The following is a 26,269-nucleotide window of genomic DNA, read 5'->3' on the forward strand; positions in this document are numbered from 1 at the left end:
CAATTACACTTTATTCTTCTTTTTCTTTATTTCTTCTAACTTCTCTTTTTTCTAGAATATCTGTTTCATAATCTTCTTGTTGATATTTAACATATTCTTGTAAACGATGTTTATTTGGCGTAAGTGTTAATCCAAGGAATTTACGTTCCTTATTTGCATCTTTGTAGAAACTTATCATCATCATTATGACGACGAATGAGAATGGGAAAGCACTTATAATGGCAGCACTTTGAATAGCATTCAAGGCTTTAGAGCCATCTCCTCCACCAGCTAATAATAGTACAAAGGCAATAAGTGCTTGCGCAACTCCCCAAGTTACTTTAACTAGACTACTTGGATTTAATGATCCAAATGTAGTTTGCATACCTAATACGAATGTTGCTGAGTCAGCTGAAGTAACAAAGAAAGAAGCAATAAGCAATAATGCAATGATAGATAAAACAATACCTAACGGAATATGGTTGAATACACCAAACAACTGCGTTTCAGGTGACATTTTAAAGAGATCCGAATGTTTTTTACCAGTTTCAATTCCTAATACGCCGAAAACACTGAACCATATAAAACTAACAAGTGCCGGTACTAATAAAACACCTGAAATAAATTCCCTTATAGAACGACCTTTAGATACACGTGCGATGAATACACCAACGAATGGACTCCAACTTAGCCACCAACCCCAATAGTATAATGTCCACGTTGACATCCATTCACGCTTTTGACCGTTTAACGCAGCGGTATCAAAACTGTTAAATAAGAATGAATTTAATAAACTACCTGTAGAACTTGTCATCATATTTAAGATTAAAACAGTTGGTCCAACAATTAATGTAACAATCATTAATACCGTACCAAGACCTATATTTAAATTACTTAAATATTGAATTCCCTTGCTTAAACCTGACCAAGCACTAGCAATAAATAAAATTGTTACAACAACAATAATAATACCTTGAACAAAAGTGTTGTTCGGCACGTCAAATAAATAATGTAAGCCACCATTAATTTGAAGCGCGCCCATACCTAGAGATACAGCTACACCAACTAATGTAGCAAAAACAGATAATACATCAATTAAAGTACCTATTGGTCCTTCAACTTTATCTCCCAATAATGGACGTAAAGTTCTAGAAATTAATCCAGGTTCTCCTTTACGGAATTGAGAATAAGCTAAGGCTAAAGCTACCACACCATAAATTGCCCATGCGTGGAATCCCCAATGGAAAAATGTAGATCTTAAAGACTCAGTGTATGCTTTTGTCGTTTCAGGATCAGCTGTTGGTGGAGCTGCAAAATGTGCCATAGGTTCAGCTGCACCATAGAATACTAAACCAATACCCATACCAGCACTGAATAGCATTGCGAACCAAGAAATTGTATTAAATTCTGGTTTGTCATTAGGTTTCCCTAATTTAAGTTTCCCAATTGGACTGAATATCAAGAAAATACAGAAGAATACAATTACTGTTGTTAAAATAAGGTAATACCAACCCAAATTATTAGTAATCCACATCTTAGCTGTATTAGTAACGCTATCGAATTTCTCAGGCCAAACAGCACCGATGATCACTACTATAGCTGCAATAATTGAACTATAGATGAAAACCGAAGAAAACTTTTTATTTTTCTTCTCTTGTGAAGAAGAATTCATAATTAATTACTCCCTTCATTCGAATATTTAATTTTTCAAGGCAGTAAAATCAAAAAATTAAATTTTATTTTAAAATTTTTAACTTTACCAATACACTTTAATAGATTAACAAAGGTCTTCAACATTATCAAATTTACATAATTATAGTATTTGCTAAAATATTTATATATTGTATAATCAGAAATATATTTTAAAAGAAGGGATATGCTTTATGTTAAAAGAATTTAAAGAGTTTGCACTCAAAGGCAATGTTTTAGACTTAGCTATTGCTGTAGTTATGGGGGCAGCGTTTAATAAAATAGTTACATCCCTAGTCCAATACATTATCATGCCATTAATTGGTAAATTATTTGGTTCAGTTGATTTTGCTGAAGATTGGTCTTTTTGGGGTATCAAGTATGGACTTTTCATACAATCAATAATTGACTTCATTATAATTGCTTTTGCTTTATTTATCTTTGTTAAGATAGCTAATACAGTTATGAAAAAAGAAGAGAAAGAAGAAGAAGTGGAAGAAAATACTGTTTTATTAACAGAAATTAGAGACTTGCTTAAAAAATAATCAAATCACTATATTCAATTATAGAGACTTAAAGAATTTATACATGTTCTTATTAAAGTATTGAAAAATCAATAGCTTTAAATTAGATCATGTCACAAAATCTTAAGTCTCTATTTTTTTAATTTTTTCTAAATTGTGTATGACTTTCGTATTGGTTGCTTGTCACTTCTAAAATCAATGGAATGCGTTGCTTAAGCTCGCTTACATGTGAGATTATACCAACCATGCGCCCAGATGATTTTAAATTAATTAATGTATCTATCGCAGTTTCAAGTGTTTCTTGATCTAAAGTGCCAAATCCTTCATCTATAAACATAGAATCTAAGGTGATCCCACCTGATTCTTGTTGTACGACTTCACTTAATCCTAAAGCTAAAGCCAGTGATGCTTGAAATGTTTCTCCTCCTGAAAGTGAACTTATGTGTCTCGATTTATTTGAATGAAAATCAAACACGTCAATTTCCAATCCACTTAATCCTAAGGAAATGGCCTCTCTTCTAATCAGTTGATATCTATTACCACTCATAAATGAAAGTCGTTGATTCGCTTGAAAAATTATTTTTTCCAAGTAATAAATTAAAACATAATTTTCTAGTGTTAATTTATAATCATTTTTACCTGCTAATATTTCTGATAGCAAGAAAATTTCTTTTTGCACTTTTAATTCATCATCGAGGATCTGAATTATATTTTTTATGTTATTAAATTTGTTAGAGTTATTATCTATTTTATAGCTAATCGTAGCTATCTGTGAATTCGTTTCATCTAGTTTCAAGTTTGTTTTTTCTATAGATTGTCGTAAATCTTCTAAATTTAATAATTTTTTTCCTTTAACTAATTCATTGAGTCTGTTAATCTCTATTTCAAAACTTTGATAGTTCTTATTATAAATACTAATTTCTCTTTCTATTTCATCTTTTTGGGCACTTAAATCTGCAGCGCTTTTGACTTGATCATAAGACTCAAAACCAAGTTGTTGCATTTCTTTTTCCATTTTTAATTCTAAATTATTTATTTCTTTACTTGTTTGAGTTAAATTCTCAGTTAAATGTTTTTGATCATTCATTTCTATCTTTAACTTATTATTTAACTCGTTCAATTTATTTTTAGTTTTTTCTTTATCATACTCATAGTTCTCAACTTGTTTTTTAGCATGAGAATAATAAGCTTCAAAATCCTTTACTGATGAAAATTGTGAATGTCGTTCAAAATCATTAATTTGAATTTCCAGTTTTTCTTTTTGCGTGTTCTTTCTACTCAAATCTAAATCAAACTGATGTATTTTATTAACTATTTCTTTTTCTTGTTTCTCAAAATTTTCTACTAACTTATTTATGCTTTGTTGTTCATCTTTTAGTTGTTTCAAATGATTAAGTTGTTTTTGAAGCTCACTAATATCCTTCTTTTCTTGTTTCTCAAAATTTAATTCTTTTTCTCTATGATTTAATTCCTCAATTCGAGTTTCTATTTTGATTATTTCATCACGAATTTTTACCTTCTTACTTTCAAACTGTTTTATTTTATTATTTTTTTGAGCAATTGATTCAAAATCAATATGTTCTCCCAATGAATGTATTTCATTACCACAAATTGGACAAGTATCCCCTACTGACAAAGCGGACTTTATTTCATTTACAAAATCCTTTTTGTCATTCAAATCAATTAAAGTCGCATCTATATTAATTATTGATGATTCAATTTCATTTAACTGTTCTTTCTTCTCATTTAATTTACTAAGATAAGATGATTTATCTTGTTGTAATTTATCAAATAATTTCTCATCCTTTTTTTGTCTTTCATATTCATCTATAATCTTTTTCAGGTTATAAATCTCTTCAGTGTAATGTTCAATAATTGCAAAATCTTTGTTTTTATCGTTCAATTCTTTCGTCAATTTTTCTTTTTTGGTTATTAAATCATTATATTCACTGTATAATCTTTTTATTTCTTCTTCAATTACCGGTTTTTGTTGATAACTACTAATAATCATATCTAATTGATTAAAGAAAACTTGGTTTTTTTCTAGATACTGATTAAATTGAGTTATTTCATTTTCTCGTGTTGATAAATGGTCGAGTTGGTTTTGAAAATCTTTAATTTCATTGCAATAGTTTGTTTCATTTAATTTTGATTGCTCATGAAGTGACTCTAATTCAGCTTTACCTTTTTTTAAACTTTGCAGCCTAGTAAAATAGGTGATTAATACTTTAGATTCCTGAATCATTTTTAATTCTTGATTCAATTTATCAATATAGTTTTGTTCTTTTTTTAATTCGTCAAATTTGATTGTTTCCGCTTTTAATTTTTTAGTATTCTCACTTAATTCAACATTCACTTTATATTTATGATTTAAATCATCTAATTCTTTAGTTATTTTAATCTTAGCATCTTCAAATGACTTGAGAATTTTGTATCCATAATCATTAAATTGTGGGAATTTTTCAATCATTTTATCTGTCTGAGAACTCTCTAATTCTTTATATAAGGCCAATTCATCATTATTAAATGTATCTATATCATTCCATAAATTTTCAATTTGAGTGTATCTATTTTCAATTTGTACTTTTTCTTGCTTTACATTTTCTACAAGTAGATGTCTAATCTCATCAAATCGCTCACTATTAAAAAGTGTTCTAAGAATCGATTGTTTATCTTTACTATTTGACTGAAGAAACTTTTTAAATTCTCCTTGAGGCAAAATAAATAATTGACGAAATTGTTCAGCATTAACGCCTAATAATTGTACAATAAATTGATTACCTTGATTCACTTTACTTTCTCTTAATTCAAATTGATTATCAACTAATTCATATATATTTAACTTGGCTTGCGTTTTAGTTATATTCCCCTCTTTAATAAAAGGTGCTTCTCTATGAATTTTAAAGGTTTGATTATTAACTTTAAATTGATAAATTACTGACATTGGCGATTTACCGTCTGCAAAATGACTTCTCAAATCTCCTTCTTTTCTAGTTTTGGTCGAAGCCATGCCGTATAAAGCGTATACTATAGCATCAAATATCATTGTTTTACCAGATCCAGTTTTACCACTAATTAGAAAGAGTTGATCAGTTTCAACTTGCTCAAAATCAATAGTTTCTTTAATAAAAGGGCCAAAGTTCTCCATAACTATATGTAAAGGCTTCAAATCTTATCCCTCCCTGTCCAATATAAAACTTAACAAGTGCTTTATTTTGTCTGATTGAACTTGACTCAGATGTTGATCTGTCATATTTTCATAAAAATTTTCTATAATTGTCTGATCATCTTGCTTTTTGATTTCGACATGGCTAAAATTCTCACTATGCTCAAATGCTACATTCGATAGCGCTAATATATTGGGATAAATTTGTTTCAGTTTCATCATTGGATCAGTAACATGAGAAACATTCGTTAACTTAAAATGAAAATAATTATTTTTATTTTTTACTTTTATTCTTTCTTGAATAATATCTTCATAATCACCTTCAATAACTTCTAATTCTCTTAGAGGTTTTAAAGGAACAAAAGTTTCATTTAATATTTGGTTATTTTCAATATCAAGAACTCTATATCCTTTAGATTGAGTTACTTCAGAGAAAGAGTATTGCAATATCGAACCGCTATATTTGATAAAAGAGTTATTTATACTAAATGGATGATGTAGGTGCCCAAGCATTACATAATCAAACAACCGAAAAGAATGCATATCAACTGATTCTACTGTTCCAATAGTTAATGGTCTTTCCGAATCTGAAGTTTTACCGCCCTCTATAGTTAAATGACCAATTAGTATATTTACCTTATTATTATCTATGGAACTAGACATTTGCTCTAAGCATTCGTTTAATGCTTGTTGATATGTTTCTATTTGCTTATCCTTAAAATAATTTTGCACTTCACTCACAGTTGCGAAAGGTAAAGTGAAAAATTGAACACCACTCAATTCTATTGGATCATCAATATTTTCTAGTTGAGTTCTTATGTAAAGTTGATTATTCTCAAACCACTTAGCGCCATAATTCAATCTTTCCCTACCATCATGGTTACCGCTTATCATGATTATTGGAATTTCAAGTTCTATATTTAAGTATTCAATAGTCTCTTCTAGTAAACCTATCGCTTCTTTACTTGGATATGAGGTGTCATACAAATCACCTGCAATGACTATTAAATCTGGTTGTTCCTTCTCCATATGTTGTTTAAATTGAGTTAAAATATATTTTTGGTCTTCAAGCAATTGCTTTCCATTTAAAATTTTACCCAGATGCCAATCAGCGGTATGTACAATTTTCATAATTACCCTCCTGATAAGAACGTTTGTTCGTTTCAATTCTATATGCTTTTTTTACCTTTTTCAAGTAAAAAACCACCTATCAAAATAATGATAAGTGGTTAAACATATTACTTAATAAGATTCTTTTGCAATTTTTTATATTTATAAAGCATTGCACATCTCCAAGGTACTATCATACAAAATGCGAGTAAAAAAAACATACCAGCAATTTCACCTGGATCAATTTCGCTACTTATAAATATTTTAATAACTGTTCTTATTATTAATAATGATATTAAAATAATTGGAAATGCTTTAGACCGTTTCATATAAATATTATCATCTTTTACTTCAAATCTAGAAGTCCAGATTAAAACAGTAGAAAACAAAACACCTAATATCAAAGATTCTAACATTTCCATACCAGTTAATCTAAAGTATGGTACCACATACATCAATGCACCGGTAGCCATAAAAAATGGTGGTAAGATAATTTTCTTTTCATTGACTGGAAACTGTTGTGCTTTCATTCTTATCACTATAACGACAGCCCCCATTAAAAATGCAAACACAATGGAAAAGACTAAATAAGCCAAATTGACACCCTCTTTTGACATAAACTTATTCGCTTAAATAATCATTTGATAGTATATCACTATCACTATAAAATTGACACTTTAAATGTTCAAGTTTTAACATTTTAATACATATATAGTATTTAATTCATTACTAGAACATAAAATTAATATATTAATAATAAGTAAAAAAAGAGCGCTACAGTTATTTTGATAAGTTTCTGTAACACTCATTAATATAATGTCTATGAACCTTACATTTTTTGATTCATATTTTTATTCATCATTGTCATCATTTGATTGATTTTCTTTTGAGATGGTTTTTGTCCCATTTGCATCATCATCATACGTAGCATTTCCTCATTGATAGGTGGATTTTTCTTTAAGTAATCTTTCATATATTTTCTAGCTAATAAGAAACCACCAATTAAACCTGCAATAAGTGCTATAACGATCAGAATAATTGCTACCCAAATTGCCATTGTTTCACCCGCTTTCTGTATCCTTATGAATTTTACTAAATTCGTTCTGTTATTTCAAGACATTCTTGAATAATAACGATTAGTACTCCATTTATTATCATAACAAAGCCAAAGATATTATTAAATTCTATTTTAATATCTAAAAGGTTACTAACCAATTTTGATGGTTAGTAACCTAAAAAGTTCAACTAAATCATTGTCTAAATTTATAATGAACGGACTTGTTTTAAAATATTTTCTTTAGTGAATCCATACTTTTCAACTACTAAATCTCCAGGAGCACTAGCACCAAAACTATCTATACCAATAACTTTACCTTCAATACCAACATATTTATGCCAACCGAGTGGTGATGCCATTTCGATAGCTATACGTTTAGTAACATCAGAAGGTAAAATTGATTCTTTATATTCAGAAGATTGTTGTTCAAATGCGTACCAGTTTGGCATAGAAATAACTCGTACACCTTTACCTTGTTGCTCTAATTCTTTTGCAGCTTCTACAGCTAAATTAACTTCTGATCCTGATGCCAATAATAAATATTCAAGTTGTTGTTCTGTTTCAAAAACAATATACGCACCTTTTCTCACACCATTTTCAACTGTTTGTTTATCAACATCCAAAGTTGGTAAATTTTGACGAGTTAACACTAATGATGTTGGCGTTTGTTCTGATTCAAGTGCAACTTCCCAAGCTACACGTGTTTCATTGCCATCAGCTGGACGAATAACATTCATATTAGGAATGGCACGAAGACCTGCTAATTGTTCTATAGGTTCGTGTGTGGGTCCATCTTCACCTACAGCAATTGAATCATGAGTAAAGATGAATGTTGAATTGAGCCCCATGATTGATGATAATCGTAAAGCTGGTTTTAGATAATCACTGAATACAAAGAATGTTGCTGCATACGGATGAAGTCCACCATGTGCTGCCATACCGTTTACTGCTGCTCCCATTGCAAATTCACGTACACCAAACCATACGTTTTTACCTTCTGGAGTATCTTTATTATAATCTTTAGCTTCTTTAACGTTAGATTTATTTGAACCTGCTAAGTCTGCTGATCCACCAAAGAATGAAGGAACAAATTCACTTAATTTTTGAATTATTTCTCCTGAATCAGCTCTAGAAGCACCACTGTGATTTAAATCATATTCTGGTAAGGCATCAGCGTAATTATTTGGTAACTTACCACTCATTGCTAATTTAAATTCCTCAGCTAATTCTGGATAGGCTTCACTATAATTTTTAAGCATATTATTCCAAGCCTCTTCATTTTCATTTGCACGTTTTAACATTGTTGATTTAAATATTTCGTATACATCTTCAGGAACATTAAAACGTTTTTCAGGATCTAATCCATATTCTTTAAATGTAAGTGCACGTTCTTCTTCACCAAGTGGAGCACCATGAACTCCATTTGAACCAGCTTTATTAGGAGAACCAAAACCGATAATAGTTTTAACTTCGATAATAGTAGGTCCTTGTTGTGATTTAGCTTGAGTGATTGCATTATCAATCTCATCTAAATCGTTACCATTTTCAACTAGAATATAGTTCCAACCATAGGCTTCAAAACGCTGTTTCGTATCTTCAGAAAATGATTTATCTAAATCTCCATCTAAAGATATATCATTTGAATCATAAAGGACAATTAATTTATCTAACTGATTATGACCTGCAAAAGATGCAGCTTCATGTGAGATACCTTCCATTAAGTCACCATCAGACGCTAATACATAAGTGTAATGATCAACTATATCAAATTGGTCCCTATTAAATTTACCTGCTAAATGACTTTCTGCTAACGCCATCCCTACAGACATGGCAAAACCTTGACCTAATGGACCAGTAGTAACTTCTACGCCATCAGTATGTCTATATTCTGGATGTCCAGGCGTCTTCGAACCCCATTGTCTAAATTGTTTAAGTTCTTCAAGTTCTAAACTACCAGAGACATGTAATAAGCTATACAATAAAGCCGAACCATGACCTGCTGATAGAATAAATCTATCTCTATTAAAAAAATCTTTAGATTGAGGGTTAAAATTAAGGTGGCGCGTCCATAAAGTATACGCCATAGGTGCCGCTCCCATAGGTAATCCAGGGTGTCCTGAATTTGCTTTTTCGATTGCATCAATGCTTAAAGCACGTATCGTATCTATAGCTAATTGATCTTTTTCATTAAACATCGTTGTGTCTTCCTTTCTACAATTAATATCTATTTTTAATTATAACTTATTTTATTTTAAAATGATAAAGAAAAATCAGATAAATTAGATCTAAGGATATAACTGGATTCAAACTATATACCTAGTTTAACTCCATAAAAGTTAATTAAAAATAAATTATTTCTAAGTAAATCATCAATGACTACGAAAATTTTCAACTTATATATCAATGATGAGTCGAACTCTATTGTTTTATTTATTGTGATTCTCTTCTTGTATCTTTTTTAACTTTTCAGGTGTCACATCATTTCCTTCAGGATCAATGACCTTAGTATTTTCTATCTGTTGTTTAAAACCTTTTCTAAATTCTTCTAAATACTGTTTTCTTAATTTAGTCTGTTCTTTAGCCTCTTCATTGGTTAAGCCCTGTTCTTTCTTTTTTCTGGCTAATTCATTTATTCTATCAATATTTAAATTTTCTTTACTCATTTGAAACCTCTTTCTTAATGCATAAAATTTTATTGTTATGATAATAATTAACAAATATTCTGTTAGTTTTAATGATACTTATTACTTGAGTAGAATATATCAAAAAAATAAGCATAACCAAATTGTTACGCTCATTTTACAGTAGATAATATGAAAATTAATTGACTAATGCGAACACAGACTGATCATTCTGTTCGCTATTTTGTTTGTCTTTATAGTTTTGAGTAGTTCCTTTTTGATTATGTTGATGAATCTTGTGGTCAGTCATTTCGTACGTTTGTTCTGATTGAGCACCTTGGTTAACACTTAAAAAGAAAGTTAAAAAAACAATACAAGACACTATTACTATTGCCATATATGTTAAAAATTTATATTTGTATTTTAAAATCATCCAATCTCACTCCTAGAACATTTGTTTGTATAAGTAATTTATCAGAACATAAGTTCTGTGTCAACAACATTGCGAACAAATGTTTGTTAGAAAAGATAATTAATGATATAATTATCTCAAACAATAATAAGGAGTGCCTATTTATGAGAGAACTCACTAAGCGACAAAGTGAAATATATGATTATATTAAGAAAATTGTTCAAACAAAAGGTTATCCACCAAGTGTTCGAGAAATTGGCGAAGCTGTCGGTTTAGCTTCAAGTTCTACAGTACATGGACATTTATCTAGATTAGAAGAAAAAGGATATATAAAAAGAGATCCTACTAAACCTAGAGCTATCGAGATAGTTAGCGAACAATTAGATGAGGTAAATGTAGAGGAAACAATTCATGTTCCGGTTATCGGTAAAGTTACGGCCGGCGTTCCAATTACCGCTGTAGAAAATATAGAAGAATATTTTCCACTACCAGAGCACTTAACTTCAACACATAACAGCGATATATTTATTTTAAATGTAGTTGGGGAAAGTATGATTGAAGCTGGAATATTAGATGGCGACAAAGTAATTGTACGAAGTCAAACTATTGCTGAAAATGGTGATATTATAGTAGCTATGACTGAAGATGAAGAAGCTACTGTTAAACGCTTCTATAAAGAAAAAAATCGTTATAGACTACAACCTGAAAATAGTACTATGGAGCCTATTTACTTAGATAATGTCATTGTAATAGGTAAAGTAATAGGATTATATAGAGAAATGTAATAAATTTATAATCAATTTCTTATTTTTAAGTGTAGGCCTCCTTATATTTTTTATATGGTTTAAAAACAATACCCTAGGACAGCAACTAATGTCCTAGGGTATTTAATATATTAATCTCGATGCCAGTGTTAGTGTTAAGATAACGCTTTTATCAAATTTTTTACTCTGAACTACACCTGTTGTGAGAGAAAAATTCAATACAACTTCTGACCAACCGATTTTGTTTTTTTGTTCTTATCTAATATTTCTTTCACTTTTTCAAGTATATCAGTTTGCTTTTTACTTTTTTGCTTCATATTTATCTACATCCTTACGGACTACTTATACCCATAAGTCATATATATAAACATTTAACTTGTATAATTTTCAGTCCAAAAGGGTTGTCTTCGATCATTGAAATATACACCTACGCCCAAGTAATCAAAATGAGTGTTTAAAATATTCTTTCTATGCCCCAATGAATTCATCAAACCTTCATGTGCATAGATACTATTCAATTGTCCGTATGCTAAATTTTCTCCAGCAGCTTTAAATTCGATTCCATCTTTTTTTAATCTATCAAAAGGAGAAAGTTTCTTTTCATTTACATGGTCAAAGTAATTATGCTTAACCATGTCAATACTATGCTTACGCGCAGTATGAGAAACATCCTTGGAATAATCTAATGTTTTTAAGCCATGCTGTTTTCTTTCAGCATTAACAATGTCAAAATTTTGCAACTCAAAACTCTTTGCAAGTAATTTAGATGGTCTACCATATTGATATCTTAAACGATTTTCCATTTTCTCACTCACTTGTAATAATGACTTCACACCATTATCTCTGTGTTTATCATAAAATACTGTGGTATAAATATGGTCTTTATGGAAAACATCATACTCATTACTTTTTACATCAAAACCAACTTTTCCTTTTTTTATAACTTGAATCGGGGACCCATATCTTTCCCTAACAACATCTTTAGGAGTATCATACTTAATTTGAGATTTAGATGAAATAAGATTTTGATTTGTATACAATGCATTAACATGATTGTTAATATAACTCACCATCAAAAATTGATTATAATCATTTGAATAATATGTGTACCAATTTGTGCCATACACACTCGAAGTCATACGCTTATGCCGTCCCAACTGTGCTTCAACATCTTTTCTAGTCATATTCATCTGTATATTGTTGATTGCAAATTCTTGTTTTTTAGGAATCGCTAATTGAGTATTATCGTCATTTGAATCAGAATCAATCCATCGATTAATTTGATGACGTATATCATTTTGAGCTTTTATCATAAAAGTAGTTTCTTTGACTGGCGTAAAAATAACGATGCAAAGTAAAACTGTAATCAATAAAAGAAATCTTTTAATTGTATTCACCTACTACTTTTTACTAATCTCTATCACCATTAAAAATTGAATTTCTAACTATGACGTAATCAACTGTTCTTAATGACTTCAAGTCCTTTCCTCCTGCATATGAAATTGAACTCTGTAAATCTTGTTCCATTTCAGTAAGCGTATCTTTAAGAGATCCTTTGTGTTCTACAAACATTTTTTTACCTTCAACGTTCTTATGTTCACCTTTTTGATATTCTGAGGCACTACCAAAATATTCTTTATATTTTTTGCCATCTAGCTCGACGGTTTCACCCGGTGATTCCTCGTGGGCAGCAAACAAAGACCCAATCATCACCATAGAGGCACCAAAACGAATTGATTTGGCTATATCACCGTGGGTTCTTAACCCTCCATCAGCAATAATAGGTTTTCTAGCTGCCTTATTACAAAGGTTTAACGCAGAAAGTTGCCAACCTCCTGTACCAAACCCAGTTTTAATTTTAGTAATACATACTCTTCCTGGACCAATACCTACTTTTGTAGCATCTGCACCAGCATTCTCAAGTTCTCTTACTCCCTCAGGAGTCCCAACATTTCCAGCTATCACAAAACTATTTGGTAAATGTTTTTTTATATGCTTAATCATATTTATAACTGAATTTGAGTGACCATGAGCAATATCAATTGTTATATATTCTGGTATCAGCGATGAAGAAGCTAATTTTTCAATAAAATTAAATTCGTTTTCTTTAACTCCAACAGAAATAGAAGCAAATAACCCTTCATGATGCATTTTTTTTATAAATGGAATTCTATTTTCTTCATTAAATCTATGCATGATATAAAAATAATCGTTTTCTGCAAACCATTGCGCAAGTTCTTCATTCATGACTGTTTGCATGTTTGCTGGAACAACTGGCAATTTAAAAGTACGAGGCCCAAATTTAACCGAAGTATTACACTCAGATCTGCTTTCAACAATACATTTATTGGGAATTAATTGTATATCTTCATAATCAAAAATTTTCATCTTTTTTAACCCCTTACAATAGAATTAATCTTCAAAATATTTATTCAAAATACGAATAATACCTTTAATTTTGTAAAAATCATTCATATTATTCATCCTTTTTAAATGTACATTGTTTTTCTTCTATTGTAAATGGACCTAAGTAGTAAATTTTTACCAACTAGATTTTTTTACACCTGGAATTTGACCTTTATGCGCATGTTCTCTAAATGCAATTCTAGACATTTCAAACTTACGTAACACACCTCTAGGTCTACCAGTTACTTTACATCTTCTAGTTAGTCTAGTTGGAGATGAATCTCTTGGTAACTTTCTTAATGCTTCGTAGTCTCCTTTTGCTTTTAACTCTTTACGTAACTCGTAGTATTTATTTACTAATTCTTGTCTTTTTTGCTCTTTTGCTATTTTAGATTTTTTCGCCATATATTATAACCTCTTTCTACAAATCGTAATTATTACGTTTTATAGATTAACATATATTTCAAAATATACAAGTGAAAATCCTTCTATCTATGTATAAACTAAAAAAAACTCCCCTATGAGTTAAGGAGAGTTTTCATTTCAAATTGTCGTATTTGAAAGATAAGTAATTATTTTGTTTCACGATGTAACGTATATTTATTTAATCTTGGGCAATATTTTTTCATTTCAATGCGTTCAGGATTATTACGTTTATTTTTAGTAGTAATATAGTTACGATCGCCACACTCTGTGCAGGCTAATGTAATATTTACGCGCACGTTAAACACCCTTTCTAATGTTGTTAGGAATTCTTACGATTTAAGATTGTATCATAAAATTCAGTGGTAAGCAATCTATGAATTTTAGATTATTTAAAGTTTTCATATGTTTCGTCTTGGTTTGTCTCTAAATCAATTTGATTGATATCAATATCTAAAGCTTTTGCTACACCTTTCCCATATTCTGGATCAGCTTTATAGCAGTGGCGAATGTGGCGAACTTTGACATCTTTAGAGACCCCATCCATTGCATTAGCTGTATTTGTGAAGATACGCTCTTTTGCATCTTCGGACTGTAATCTGAATAATTTACCTGGCTGTTCAAAGTAATTGTCATCATCCTGGCGATAATTATATTCATAACCATCACCATCTGTCGGGAATGGTGGCTTCTTGTGTTCAGGCTGTGACTCATATATACCTTGATTATTAGGATAATAATGTGGGCCTCCACCTTGGTTATTATCTAAGAAACGCATTTGTCCATCACGACTAAATGGACACAAGTTCTCAACTCCAACTCCCTTAGGTTGATTGACAGGAATCTGCCAATGATTAACTCCTAAACGATAACGTTGGGCATCTCCATATGAGAATAAACGTCCTTGTAGCATTTTATCTGGTGAATAATCTAACCCAGGAACAATATTTGTAGGCGCAAACGCTGCCTGCTCTACATCAAGAAAATAATTCTCAGGATTACGATTCAACTCAAATTCTCCCACTTCAATCAGTGGATAGTCTTTTTTATACCATACCTTTGTTAAATCAAAAGGATTGTCTGGATGATTTTTAGCTTGTTCCTCTGTCATAACTTGAATGTACATTTTCCATTTTGGATAATCTCCATTTTCGATAGCATTATATAAATCCCTCTGTGAAGAATCTCTATCCATACCTACAATTTTAGCTGCTTCCTCGTCAGTATAGTTTTCAATTCCTTGTTGTGTACGGAAATGATATTTAACCCATACACGTTCACCTTTATCATTATACATAGAATACGTATGAGATCCGAATCCATGCATATTTCGGAATCCTTTTGGCATACCTCTGTCTGACATTAATATTGTCACTTGATGCAATGCTTCAGGGAGACCTGTCCAAAAGTCCCAGTTATTTTGTGCACTTCTCATATTTGTACGTGGATCTCGTTTTACAGCACGATTCAAACTAATAAATAGTTTAGGATCTCTAAAGAAGAAAACTGGCGTATTGTTACCTACTAAATCCCAGTTTCCATCTTCAGTGTAGAATTTCAAAGCAAACCCACGTATATCACGTTCTAAATCTGCTGCTCCACGTTCTCCTGATACGGTAGAAAAACGTGCAAACATCTCTGTTTGTTTTCCGACTTCTGAGAATATTTTCGCATTTGTATATTGTGTGATGTCATTTGTAACTGTGAACGTTCCAAATGCACCTGAACCTTTCGCATGCATACGACGTTCAGGAATCACTTCTCTATCGAAGTGAGACATTTGTTCTAAATAATAAACGTCCTGCATTAATAATGGTCCACGTTGTCCTGCTGTCATACTATTTTCTCTATCCGAAACTGGAGCACCAAAAAGTCCAGTTAATTTTCCATCCTGTTTTGACATAGCAAGCTCCCCCTCACCTTTATATTTAATATTGATTACTATGTAGTATCCATTTTAATTAAACCCCTTTCCGATAGCAAATAAACTTATTTTAAAGTTATTGTTAGAAAAATATAAGAAATATCAGAAAAATTTAACAATTACGCTTTAAAGTACTAAAAAGTTATTGAATAGTATCTTTAAAAAGATTAAAATGAAGGATATATTTTAAGATAGATGGGAGACGGCATATGGAAGATAATAATATGAAACGTGGTCTCAATTCGAGACATATATCCATGATAGCTATAGGTGGCGCTATAGGTACTGGACTTTTTGTGGCAACTGGAAGTGTCATTTCTCAAGCTGGTCCGGGAGGAGCTATATTAGCTTATATACTAATTGGTATCATGCTTTATTTTTTAATGTCATCAATAGGAGAATTAGCAACTTTCTATCCGGTTTCTGGTTCTTTTAGTTCATACTCAACCAGATTTGTTGATTCGTCACTTGGTTTTACCATGGGTTGGTTGTATTGGGGTATGTGGTCACTTGTAACAAGTGTAGATATCATTGTTGCTTCCAATGTATTACAATATTGGGATGTATTTAAAGTTTTAAATCCACTTACATGGAGCTTAATTTTTTTAACTCTGTTGTTTTTAATTAATATTTTTTCTGTTAAAGCTTTTGGAGAAACTGAGTTTTGGTTATCACTTATCAAAGTCATTACTATAATAGTATTTATTATTTTTGGAATTATGATGATTTTCGGTATTCTTGGTGGTCATACATATGGCTTTGAGAATTATACAAAAGGTCAAGCACCTTTTGTCGGTGGAATATCAGGCATATTAAGCGTTCTTTTAGTTGCTGGATTTTCAGTTGGTGGTACTGAAGTAGTCGCAGTAACAGCTGGTGAATCAAATAATCCTGAAAAATCAATGCCTAAAGCTATAAAACAGGTATTTTGGAGAATATTACTTTTTTACGTATTGTCTATAGCTGTGATAGCTGCCATCATTCCATATACAGACCCACTTTTACTTAATGAAAGTGAGTCTGTATCACAAAGTCCGTTTACAATTGTTTTCGATAGAATAGGAATCGCTTTTGCTGCATCAGTCATCAATGCTGTTATCTTAACATCATTATTATCAGCAGCTAACTCTGGTATTTATACAACAAGTAGAATGCTATTTTCTTTAAGTGCTGATAAACAAGCACCTAAATTCTTTGGAAAACTCAATGATAAGACTAAATTACCTATGCGTGCATTAATTACAACATATATTATTATTGTATTAGTCATTGTTTATGCTAATTTTAATGCTAATGCTGTATTTAACTTATTAAATATCATAGGATCTATGGTTATTGTCGTTTGGGGATCTAGTATTTGGTCACAAATTAGATTAAGACAAGCAATTAAAAAACAGGGTAAAAATCCAGATAAACTGTTGCCATATAAAGCACCTTTTTACCCAGTAGGACCTATTATTGTCCTTTTCACATTATTATTCTTATTATTAGGTAGTTCCTTTGGTAGTATCGCATCTGGTGATATTTTAGGTGTCATTCGAAACTTTACACCATTATTTATTCTAGCAATCATCTATATTGCTCATAAATTAATCAAACGGACACATTTTGTCAAACTGGAAGAAATAGATTTAACTCCGCATAATTACAAGAATTAATTATTAAGAAGGCCTGTGACGTGTGTATTTGTCACAGGCCTTCTTAATATTAGTAATTGATAGTTGACCCCAAAATGCTTACATCACTTTCAATATCAATATCCTCGATGCTAAAGAGTACTTCATACTTAATTTTTACTGAAAATATACATCGTGACTATAGACTGTGTTGGAGCTTCGAATTCGATAGGAATTTTGTTCACCTTCTTATTTATGATTTAATACCGTACATAAATTTTCGTTATTTTATGATTAAAACTTATAATGTATAATAAAGATAATAAAATGGTATAGAGGTGGATAACATGGTTGGACAAACAAATTTATTCGATGATGTTATAAAGAAAGAGGAACGCTTTGTTATAGTTGTTCAAGCACTTGAAGAAAAAAATGGTAAGCTCTTAAAACGGACTTTGAGAGAATATCCAAGCTTAGAGCACACGCAAATGAATGACCTTTTCTCTCATCTTAAAGAAGTATTTCTTGAAGAACCTTTTGGTGTCAATCAATCAGCATATAGTATTACAGTTTATACAAATCTAGATTATGCTGCAGATCAAGTCTATGCACATGTTAAACGCTTTAAAGGGAAACATGACTGGACACATACTGCGAAATAGCAAATCAATTAAAAATGTCGATTTTTAATTGATTTGAAAGAAAAGGAAAAGTAAACAAAAATTTAAATATATTCATTGGCATGGATGAAGATTAATTATGTAACTTATATCATGAATAAAGAAGCCCGTAAATAAATTTTGAAAATTCATTTACGGGCTATTTTTCTAGGAATTATGTCACAGACTCATATAATATATTAACATGAAAAGTTCTTACTTATATTTATATCGACGTTGTTTTATGACTTACCACTCATAGGCAGAGAGGTCAGTTTCAATTAACCTTAAAATTATTAATTTTCACACTAATTCATTGAAATCATGCTTTAAACCAAAATTTCTTTTAATGCATAAGGAATACCATTAGAATTATTATCTAAAGTTACTTCGTCAGCAATTTTCTTGAGTTCATCGCTAGCATTTCCCATTGCTACAGAATATCCAGCAACTTCAAACATTGACTTATCATTCAAACTATCCCCGAATACTATGACTTCTTCTAGAGGAATTTGTAATCTTTTACAAAGTGCTTTTATTGCGTTTCCCTTCGAAACATTCTTTGCCATAAACTCTAGGAAAAAAGGCTTACTCGTTGTCACATCAATGTCTTTATTGAAGTTACCATCCAATTCAATACGTGCCTCAGTAATATGACTTACATAATCCACACCCATAACTTTAGGGACACTATGATTAATATATTCCTTCAAATCAGCAACACGATTCATAGGTAATCCGGTAAGTTGTGATTCTATGTTCATGTATTCATGACTACTATCGTGAATGATATATCCATTATCATAAGTAAGTACTAAAAAGTTCTTATCTCTACAATAATCTACAATATTATCGAAATTTTCTTTTGAAACAGGCTGATCGACCTCTACATTCTCATTAGCCATATTTATAGTTTTGCCTCCATTATAACTAATAATGAAGCTATTGTATTTATTTAACTCTAAATCTCTCGCAGTAGGTAACATACCTTCTGTTGGACGACCAGAGGCCAATACCACATAATAACCACGCTTTTGAATATCTAATAAGTAAGATTTTGTCTCAATGGACAATTTATTATCACTGTTCATTAAAGTATCATCCATATCTAAAACTACCATTTTATACTGAGTCATATAGTATAGAACTCCTTTCAAGAGTTATTAAAAGTTTATTCTTAACTATATTTTACAATAATTTAGGACTTTAGGTACACTACTTCCTCTTTAACACCCATTTCATTAATTGTTACTAGTTCTGAAGCACAATTATTAATTTTCTCACGTAGTGTTCTAACTAATTTACCACTTTTTTCTTTTGGACAAAGAGTGAGTATCGTAGGTCCAGCTCCACTTATAACGGTTGCATATGCATCATGTTGACGTGATAGTTGACGTACTTGATTGAATTCTGGAATAAGATGTTGTCTATATGGTTCATGAAAACCATCTTGTTCCATCATCTTTCCAGCAAGCTTATATTTGTGCTGAATGAGAGCACAAATCATAGTGTTACTAATGGCACTATTTTGCACAGCACCTTTATGTGAAAATGTATCGGGTAATACCCTTCTAGAGTCTTCAGTGCGAAGCTCATATGGAGGTATAGTTAAAATTATATCTACGTGCGGAATTTCTATTCTAGCAACATCTGTTATTTTAGTTATTGGATTATAAAAACCTGCAATCAAACCTCCATATATTGTAGGTGCTACATTATCAGGGTGTCCCTCAATTTCAGTCGCTAGCTGTAACAATTCGTATTTAGATAATTGAATATTACCAAAGTAATTAGCAATAAAAAGAGCCCCGACTAATGCAGAGGCAGATGAACCTAATCCTCTAGCTAATGGAATATCACTTCTCATTTCGATTTGCAAGCTTGGGAGTGTAACATTGTATTTACGCGCAACATTTACAGCAGTTTGATAAATATAATTATTGTCATCTTTAGGTAAACCTTCTAGTTCTGAACTATAATATTGAAAATCCCAATTAGATTTTTCAATCTTACGTATAGACATATGCAAATATTTATCCAATGCCATACCAATTGAGTCAAATCCTACGCCTAGATTCGCGGTTGATGCAGGGATTTTGAGTTTTAAAACTTCCTCCATACTAGATTGCCCCTTTGATATATCTGATTATACTTTCTTTATTATTGGGTAAAGGTTGGATAGGATTATCTAAAAGAGAAATAGCTGTGTCAGGATCTTTAAGTCCATTCCCAGTTAATATTGCTACTATCTTTTTACCTTTAGGTAACTTACCAGAGCGATGAAGTTTGATTAGACCTGCAATTGAAGCATTACTCGCTGGTTCACTAAAAACACCTTCCTTTGTTGTCATTAATTGATAAGCTTCTAAAATTTCTTCATCTGTCACACTATCAATTAAACCGTTTGATTCATCGAGTGCATTAACAGCTTTTTGCCAACTAGCAGGATTCCCTATTCGAATAGCTGTAGCTATTGTTTCTGGATTTTTGATTATTTTATTTTGAACAATTGGAGATGCTCCTTCTGCTTGGAAGCCAAACATTTGTGGTAATTGAGTATTCTTTTTATTATGATACTCAACAAATCCTTGCCAATAAGCAGTTATATTACCTGCATTTCCCACTGGTATTGCTAAAATGTCAGGGGCTTGACCATCTAACTGTTCAACAATTTCAAAGGCACCTGTCTTTTGTCCTTCAATTCTAAATGGATTAACAGAATTAACTAATTCAATTTCATCATTTTCTTCAGCAATCTCTTTTACAATTTCAAGTGCTTCATCGAAGTTTCCTTCTATAGACACAATTTCTGCACCATACATAACTGCTTGTGATAATTTACCCAATGCTATTTTACCTTCAGGGATTACAACAATTGCTTTTAAACCAGCTCTTGCAGCATAAGCAGCTGCTGATGCTGAAGTATTACCAGTAGAAGCACAAATAACAACTTTTTTCCCTTGTTCTTTTGCCTTTGTTACAGCCATAACCATACCACGATCTTTAAATGAGCCAGTCGGGTTTGCTCCTTCATATTTAACATATAATTGAATATCTAATTTTTGAGAAAGATTTTCACAATAAATAAGTGGTGTATGTCCTTCATTTAGTGTTAGTGCCGGTGTAGATTGATTGACTGGTAAATATTCTTTAAATTCTTTAACTAATCCTTGCCATCTTTTCATAATTATTAAACTCCCTCTACAGGATAAACTTTCTTGACATTAAATCCTGATTGATTTAAAACTTTTTCTGGAGATGTTTCTATTCCAGTAACAATAATTGCATAGGTATCTTGATCCCTCTCAACGAGTTGCAACGATTTATGAAATGGTAATTTCTTTTTTATGTCATATTCAACTTTCTCCAAAGATTTATGACTGTGACTAATTACTATATAGTAATTAGATTTCTCTTGAATAACCACTGGTTCTGCACCATCCATCATTTCTTTCGTTTCCTCTGTCTTTAATTCAAAATGAGGTGGTAAAGTGTGTAAGTTTGATTCAAAGAAAAGTGCCACATTTAATAAGTCACTTACAACTGCACTTCCTGTTGCTAAACTACCTGCACCTTTACCATAAAACATTGTATCGCCAACAGCATCACCTATAACATATATTGCATTGTATTCGTTCTCTACAGCTGCAAGTTGGTGATTCTTATGTATCAGTGTCGGTTCCACTGAAGCATTCACATATCCATTTTCATATGTACCTTTACCTATTAATTTAATTTTATAATTTAATGCGCTTGCTGCATTGATGTCTGCTAATGTTATGTCACTAATTCCTACCAATTTAACATCATTAAGTTTAATGACTTGGTTAAAAGATAAATAAGATGTAATAACTACCTTTCTTGCAGCATCTACACCTTCTACATCATCTGTTGGATCAGCTTCAGCAAATCCTAATCTTTGTGCTTCTTCTAACGCATCTTTAAAAGTTGTTTGTTCATGAGTCATTTTTGAGAGAATAAAGTTAGAAGTTCCATTAAATATTCCCATAAATTTAGAAATATTATTTGCATTCAGTCCATTATTAATAGCATTGACAATAGGGATACCACCTGCCACACTTGCTTCAAATTTAAGAGCGACGCCATTTTCTTCAGCTAAGTCTTCTAACAATTTTAAATGGATAGCTAGTAAATCCTTATTTGCTGTAATCACATGTTTTTTATTTTTAAGGGCTGTTCTTAACCAATCAACAGTAGGTTCAATACCACCCATAACTTCAACGACTATATCAATAGAATTGTCATTTAAGATGTCATTAATATCTTCTGTAAGATGATATTGACTAATATTTAACGGACGTTTCTTAGATTTATCTCGGACTAGAATATGTTTAATGACAATATCCTTATTGATGGTGTCTTTAATCTGTTGTCTATTCTCTTCAATAATCTTTACAACACCTGATCCGACAGTTCCCAAACCAAGTAATGCGATATTTAACTCTTTCATGTAAATTACCTCCGTTTGTGCTTTTGAGAAAAACAATTGTACTGTTGAAAAATACTAGATAATGGTTTAGTATAAAATCATTCTAAATTTTTGTAAAGTTCTTAATATTGAAAATATAAATCTATATTACCATGCTTAATCAGAAAACTAAATAAAATTTTCTGATTTTTTAGAAAGGTAGGAAAATTATGAAAGTTGCTAAGTTTGGTGGAAGTTCTGTGTCAACTGCAGAACAAATTAAAAAAGTATTAACTATTGTGAATGAAGATCCTGAACGTAAAATCATTATCGTTTCAGCTCCAGGAAAAAGGCATAATGACGACATTAAAACTACTGATTTATTAATTCGTCTCTATGAAAAAGTACTTAATAAATTAAATTATGAAAGTAAAAAACAAGAAATTATTCAAAGATATGCTGATATAGTAGAAGAATTAGGTATAGGAAATGACATTCTAATAACAATTAATGATACTTTAGAGGAATATATTAAAGATCTTTCTGACAAACCTAACCGTTTATATGATGCTTTATTGTCTTGTGGCGAAAATTTTAATGCTCAATTAATAGCCCAATATAATAATAGTCAAGGTATTCCTACTCGTTATATTTCTCCTAAAGAAGCTGGATTAACCGTAACTGATCTACCACAACAGGCTCAAATTTTAGATTCCGCATATAATGATATATACAAATTGCGTGATTATGATGAAAAACTAATTATTCCTGGTTTTTTCGGAGTCTCAAAACAAAATTATATCGTTACGTTTCCACGTGGTGGTTCTGACATAACTGGCGCTATCATAGCACGTGGCGTTCGAGCCTCACTTTATGAAAACTTCACTGATGTATCAGGAATATATAAAGCTAATCCAAATATCATAAATAATCCTGAACTCATTGAGGAAATAACTTATAGGGAAATGCGAGAGTTATCTTATGCAGGATTTGGAGTTTTTCACGATGAAGCTCTACAACCTTTATACAAAGATCGAATTCCGGTAGTTATCAAAAATACTAATCGTCCGAATGATAAAGGGACATACATTTTACATGACCGTGAAATTGATTCTAAAAATGTCATTAGTGGAATTAGTTGTGATAAAGGCTTTACTGTAATTAATATTAAAAAATATTTAATGAATAGATTAGTTGGATTTACACGAAAGATTCTTGGCGTTTTAGAAGAATTTAATATATCATTTGACCACATGCCTTCCGGTATTGATAACATAAGTATTATCATGCGTACAAATCAAATTCAAGGTAAAGAAAGTCAAGTTCTTAATGCCATACGCAAACGTTGTGAAGTTGATGAATTAAGTATCGACCATGATTTAGCAGTACTAATGATTGTTGGTGAAGGTATGAGTCAAGTTGTTGGTACAGCTAGTAAAATTACTCATGCCCTTTCAGAATCAAACATTAATTTAATAATGATAAACCAAGGTGCTTCTGAAATTTCAATGATGTTTGGAATTCATGAAGCAGATGCTGAGAAAGCAGTATTATCTACGTACGAATTTTGTTACAACGGCGTTTGTTTAAAAAATTTGTGTAAATAAAATAAAAAAGATTTCTACATCACTTTCAATACATAAAGTAAATTTATTAACTCTGTATCAATGATGTAGAAATCTTTTTAAGATATCTTTTTAGCCGAACTATTTACTATAGCCTTTTTAATACGCTGTTCACCTACTACTAATTTTAAAATATAGAATTGATAATAACTAAGAGAATCAATAACAGCTTTATAATTACTAAACTGATGATATTTTTGTTCACTCATTAAATCATACATAAGAACTATTTCTGGCTTGATATAATCTACGTTCCAACTTAAAGAATGAAAATATATATTATTTTTAGGTAAACGTATATGATGATCTAGCCTAAATAGCCATTCATCATTTACAACATCATAAACAAATATTGTCATGACTTCTGTATCGTTTTTAAATATTTTAACATGTTCAACATCTGATAAAGATAAAGATTCTCTTAATCTTTCATTTAGCTGTTCATCATAATAATGAATCGTAAATTCTTCAGGAATCACTCTGATAATTTCCAATAACTTTTTGCGCTCAACACAAATATCTACTTTCGATGGTAATATAAAATCATCATTTAGAAATAGATGCATCGCTACCTCGCCGTGAAATTTGAATAAATGAGATGATGTTTTCCTTAAAATTTCGACTATTTTATTCACTGGTTTTTCTTCTTTAACGTACATGTTACCACCCCTAGAGCAAGCGCTTTCATAGTTAATTATACATTCTTTTTTTCACTTATCAAACAAATAAATGTGAACATTTAGTAAAATTTATTTTATTTTCAATAAAATTATTTTCATAAAAAGTTACTGTATCACTATTTGCTTCGCATATGATAGGGCTCTCATAAAAATTCACGAAAAATTAATTGATATGTAAATATTTCGTCACTACTATTTGATAAAACACATTTCCCCTCTCCTTTTCATTGAACTCAAAATTTAAGAAGTTTATAATTTATCTTGCAAATAGAATTTATTATATTAAAAGATTTGGGTGAGTAGTAATGTCTTTAACAATTATCTTATCTATAATAATTATTATTTTGATTATGGCTATGGTTCTTAATCAAAAATTTATGAAAGATAGGATTGAAACAGAAGAATATGCTAGAAATCAATTAATCTCTAAAAATTCAACTTTAAGTGAAGAAAATTTATCGTTGAAAAACCAAATGTTAAGTACAAACAATAACGTCGGTCACCACGCTTTTAAAAACGCCAAGCGTGAATTAAGAAAAATATTAAATCGATTTAAAGAAGAAGGTCGTTTACGATCATTTACAATTGTTCCTACGAGTAATTTGGCTGTTAAACATCCCCTTTTCGAATATGCACGTTCATTCGATTTTATTATCATTACTGATGTTGGTTTGATAAATGTGGATGTTAAAAATTGGAACCAAAAAACGTTCTATCATTTTGATGTGCCAGATCAACATCTTGAAGAAGGACAACCACAATATAATACCGAAAAGGTTGTCGGACATTATATTAGCAATCGATATCATAGTCAGTTTAAAACAACACGTTCTGGTGTTTATACTTTTATTGAGATTTTACAGGATAATCGTGTAATATATGAATTTTATGACCACGATCCATACGATAAAGCTGCAAACAATGCAAAAGCATTAAAGGATAAAATTGAAAATGACTATAATTTTAAAATTCAAAGTATTGGCGTCATCTACTTTAGTGATGGTAGCGTTAATATTATTGAAGGATCCGACGAGAGTGATAAATATGTCGACACCGTATCTACTCCGATATCACTTGAAAAAGTAATTGAGGATGCTATCAATTTATCTAAGCACCCCCTTACTGATAAACAAATCGAAGAAATTTCTGAAAGCTTTAAACAACATATGAATAATTAAAATTCAA

Annotated in this window: 24 protein-coding genes; 6 read left to right on the forward strand and 18 right to left on the reverse strand. The window is 30.8% G+C overall.

Features of this window, described 5'->3' with window-relative positions; all coding sequences use genetic code 11:
• Positions 1–10: 10 nt before the first annotated feature.
• On the reverse strand, positions 11–1,651 hold the full coding sequence (locus ACVBFA_RS01150) for a BCCT family transporter (protein ID WP_002457499.1): 1,641 nt from the start codon (positions 1,649–1,651) through the stop codon (positions 11–13).
• A 211-nt stretch (positions 1,652–1,862) separates the two neighbouring features.
• Here ACVBFA_RS01150 and mscL point away from each other — a divergent pair, with 211 nt between their 5' ends.
• Complete coding sequence (mscL, locus tag ACVBFA_RS01155; protein WP_002446365.1) at positions 1,863–2,213, forward strand: large conductance mechanosensitive channel protein MscL; 351 nt, start codon at positions 1,863–1,865, stop codon at positions 2,211–2,213.
• 118 nt (positions 2,214–2,331) lie between these two features.
• On the opposite strand, the gene sbcC is transcribed toward mscL, so the two are convergent.
• The 7 genes from sbcC to sosA all read right to left on the reverse strand — a co-directional run bounded on the left by sbcC (position 2,332) and on the right by sosA (position 10,579).
• Positions 2,332–5,361, reverse strand: a complete 3,030-nt coding sequence (sbcC, locus tag ACVBFA_RS01160) for an exonuclease subunit SbcC (protein ID WP_126122604.1) — start codon at positions 5,359–5,361, stop codon at positions 2,332–2,334.
• 3 nt (positions 5,362–5,364) lie between these two features.
• Entirely contained in the window at positions 5,365–6,489 is a 1,125-nt protein-coding gene (sbcD, locus tag ACVBFA_RS01165; protein WP_002457501.1) for an exonuclease subunit SbcD, read from the reverse strand.
• 107 nt (positions 6,490–6,596) lie between these two features.
• On the reverse strand, positions 6,597–7,064 hold the full coding sequence (locus ACVBFA_RS01170; protein ID WP_002457502.1) for a CcdC family protein: 468 nt from the start codon (positions 7,062–7,064) through the stop codon (positions 6,597–6,599).
• A gap of 233 nt (positions 7,065–7,297) precedes the next feature.
• Complete coding sequence (locus ACVBFA_RS01175) at positions 7,298–7,525, reverse strand: YneF family protein (protein ID WP_001831215.1); 228 nt, start codon at positions 7,523–7,525, stop codon at positions 7,298–7,300.
• Positions 7,526–7,731: 206 nt separating this feature from the next.
• Positions 7,732–9,720 carry a transketolase gene (gene tkt / locus ACVBFA_RS01180; RefSeq protein WP_002487217.1) on the reverse strand — a complete coding sequence of 663 codons (1,989 nt, stop codon included), beginning with the start codon at positions 9,718–9,720 and terminating at the stop codon, positions 7,732–7,734.
• Positions 9,721–9,951: 231 nt separating this feature from the next.
• Positions 9,952–10,188: a DUF896 domain-containing protein gene (locus ACVBFA_RS01185; RefSeq protein ID WP_002446359.1), complete on the reverse strand. Its 237-nt coding sequence runs from the start codon at positions 10,186–10,188 to the stop codon at positions 9,952–9,954.
• A 157-nt stretch (positions 10,189–10,345) separates the two neighbouring features.
• The gene (sosA, locus tag ACVBFA_RS01190; protein ID WP_002446358.1) at positions 10,346–10,579 is read right to left on the reverse strand and encodes a DNA damage-induced cell division inhibitor SosA; all 234 of its coding nucleotides are present in this window, start codon (positions 10,577–10,579) and stop codon (positions 10,346–10,348) included.
• 143 nt (positions 10,580–10,722) lie between these two features.
• On the opposite strand from sosA, the gene lexA reads away from it, so the two are divergent.
• The gene (gene lexA, locus ACVBFA_RS01195) at positions 10,723–11,343 is read left to right on the forward strand and encodes a transcriptional repressor LexA (protein WP_002487234.1); all 621 of its coding nucleotides are present in this window, start codon (positions 10,723–10,725) and stop codon (positions 11,341–11,343) included.
• 350 nt (positions 11,344–11,693) lie between these two features.
• Here the strand turns inward: lexA and ACVBFA_RS01200 are convergent, their stop codons facing one another.
• The 5 genes from ACVBFA_RS01200 to ACVBFA_RS01220 form a co-directional block, all read right to left on the reverse strand.
• On the reverse strand, positions 11,694–12,719 hold the full coding sequence (locus ACVBFA_RS01200) for a CAP domain-containing protein (protein ID WP_002446356.1): 1,026 nt from the start codon (positions 12,717–12,719) through the stop codon (positions 11,694–11,696).
• 13 nt (positions 12,720–12,732) lie between these two features.
• Entirely contained in the window at positions 12,733–13,710 is a 978-nt protein-coding gene (guaC, locus tag ACVBFA_RS01205; protein ID WP_002446355.1) for a GMP reductase, read from the reverse strand.
• Between the two features lie 153 nt (positions 13,711–13,863).
• Complete coding sequence (rpsN, locus tag ACVBFA_RS01210; protein WP_001831302.1) at positions 13,864–14,133, reverse strand: 30S ribosomal protein S14; 270 nt, start codon at positions 14,131–14,133, stop codon at positions 13,864–13,866.
• A 167-nt stretch (positions 14,134–14,300) separates the two neighbouring features.
• Positions 14,301–14,450 carry a 50S ribosomal protein L33 gene (gene rpmG / locus ACVBFA_RS01215; protein ID WP_001831295.1) on the reverse strand — a complete coding sequence of 50 codons (150 nt, stop codon included), beginning with the start codon at positions 14,448–14,450 and terminating at the stop codon, positions 14,301–14,303.
• An 89-nt stretch (positions 14,451–14,539) separates the two neighbouring features.
• Entirely contained in the window at positions 14,540–16,054 is a 1,515-nt protein-coding gene (locus ACVBFA_RS01220; RefSeq protein ID WP_002475746.1) for a catalase, read from the reverse strand.
• Positions 16,055–16,284: 230 nt separating this feature from the next.
• Here ACVBFA_RS01220 and ACVBFA_RS01225 point away from each other — a divergent pair, with 230 nt between their 5' ends.
• Positions 16,285–17,733: an amino acid permease gene (locus tag ACVBFA_RS01225; protein ID WP_002446353.1), complete on the forward strand. Its 1,449-nt coding sequence runs from the start codon at positions 16,285–16,287 to the stop codon at positions 17,731–17,733.
• A gap of 305 nt (positions 17,734–18,038) precedes the next feature.
• Entirely contained in the window at positions 18,039–18,353 is a 315-nt protein-coding gene (locus ACVBFA_RS01230) for a hypothetical protein (protein WP_002446352.1), read from the forward strand.
• A 326-nt stretch (positions 18,354–18,679) separates the two neighbouring features.
• On the opposite strand, the gene ACVBFA_RS01235 is transcribed toward ACVBFA_RS01230, so the two are convergent.
• From ACVBFA_RS01235 to ACVBFA_RS01250, 4 genes are all read right to left on the reverse strand, one after another.
• The gene (locus tag ACVBFA_RS01235) at positions 18,680–19,486 is read right to left on the reverse strand and encodes a Cof-type HAD-IIB family hydrolase (RefSeq protein ID WP_002475749.1); all 807 of its coding nucleotides are present in this window, start codon (positions 19,484–19,486) and stop codon (positions 18,680–18,682) included.
• Positions 19,487–19,548: 62 nt separating this feature from the next.
• Positions 19,549–20,469, reverse strand: coding sequence for a homoserine kinase (gene thrB / locus ACVBFA_RS01240; RefSeq protein WP_002475747.1), 921 nt, complete (start codon positions 20,467–20,469; stop codon positions 19,549–19,551).
• A 1-nt stretch (position 20,470) separates the two neighbouring features.
• Positions 20,471–21,535, reverse strand: a complete 1,065-nt coding sequence (thrC, locus tag ACVBFA_RS01245; protein ID WP_002446349.1) for a threonine synthase — start codon at positions 21,533–21,535, stop codon at positions 20,471–20,473.
• 5 nt (positions 21,536–21,540) lie between these two features.
• Positions 21,541–22,821, reverse strand: coding sequence for a homoserine dehydrogenase (locus ACVBFA_RS01250; protein WP_002446348.1), 1,281 nt, complete (start codon positions 22,819–22,821; stop codon positions 21,541–21,543).
• A 188-nt stretch (positions 22,822–23,009) separates the two neighbouring features.
• Here ACVBFA_RS01250 and ACVBFA_RS01255 point away from each other — a divergent pair, with 188 nt between their 5' ends.
• The gene (locus tag ACVBFA_RS01255; protein ID WP_002446347.1) at positions 23,010–24,386 is read left to right on the forward strand and encodes an aspartate kinase; all 1,377 of its coding nucleotides are present in this window, start codon (positions 23,010–23,012) and stop codon (positions 24,384–24,386) included.
• Positions 24,387–24,463: 77 nt separating this feature from the next.
• Here the strand turns inward: ACVBFA_RS01255 and ACVBFA_RS01260 are convergent, their stop codons facing one another.
• The gene (locus ACVBFA_RS01260; protein WP_002446346.1) at positions 24,464–25,063 is read right to left on the reverse strand and encodes a hypothetical protein; all 600 of its coding nucleotides are present in this window, start codon (positions 25,061–25,063) and stop codon (positions 24,464–24,466) included.
• Between the two features lie 326 nt (positions 25,064–25,389).
• On the opposite strand from ACVBFA_RS01260, the gene ACVBFA_RS01265 reads away from it, so the two are divergent.
• Positions 25,390–26,262 carry a hypothetical protein gene (locus ACVBFA_RS01265; protein ID WP_002474892.1) on the forward strand — a complete coding sequence of 291 codons (873 nt, stop codon included), beginning with the start codon at positions 25,390–25,392 and terminating at the stop codon, positions 26,260–26,262.
• The last annotated feature ends 7 nt before the right edge of the window (positions 26,263–26,269 follow it).

This window comes from Staphylococcus sp. MSU001 (genome assembly GCF_052976705.1).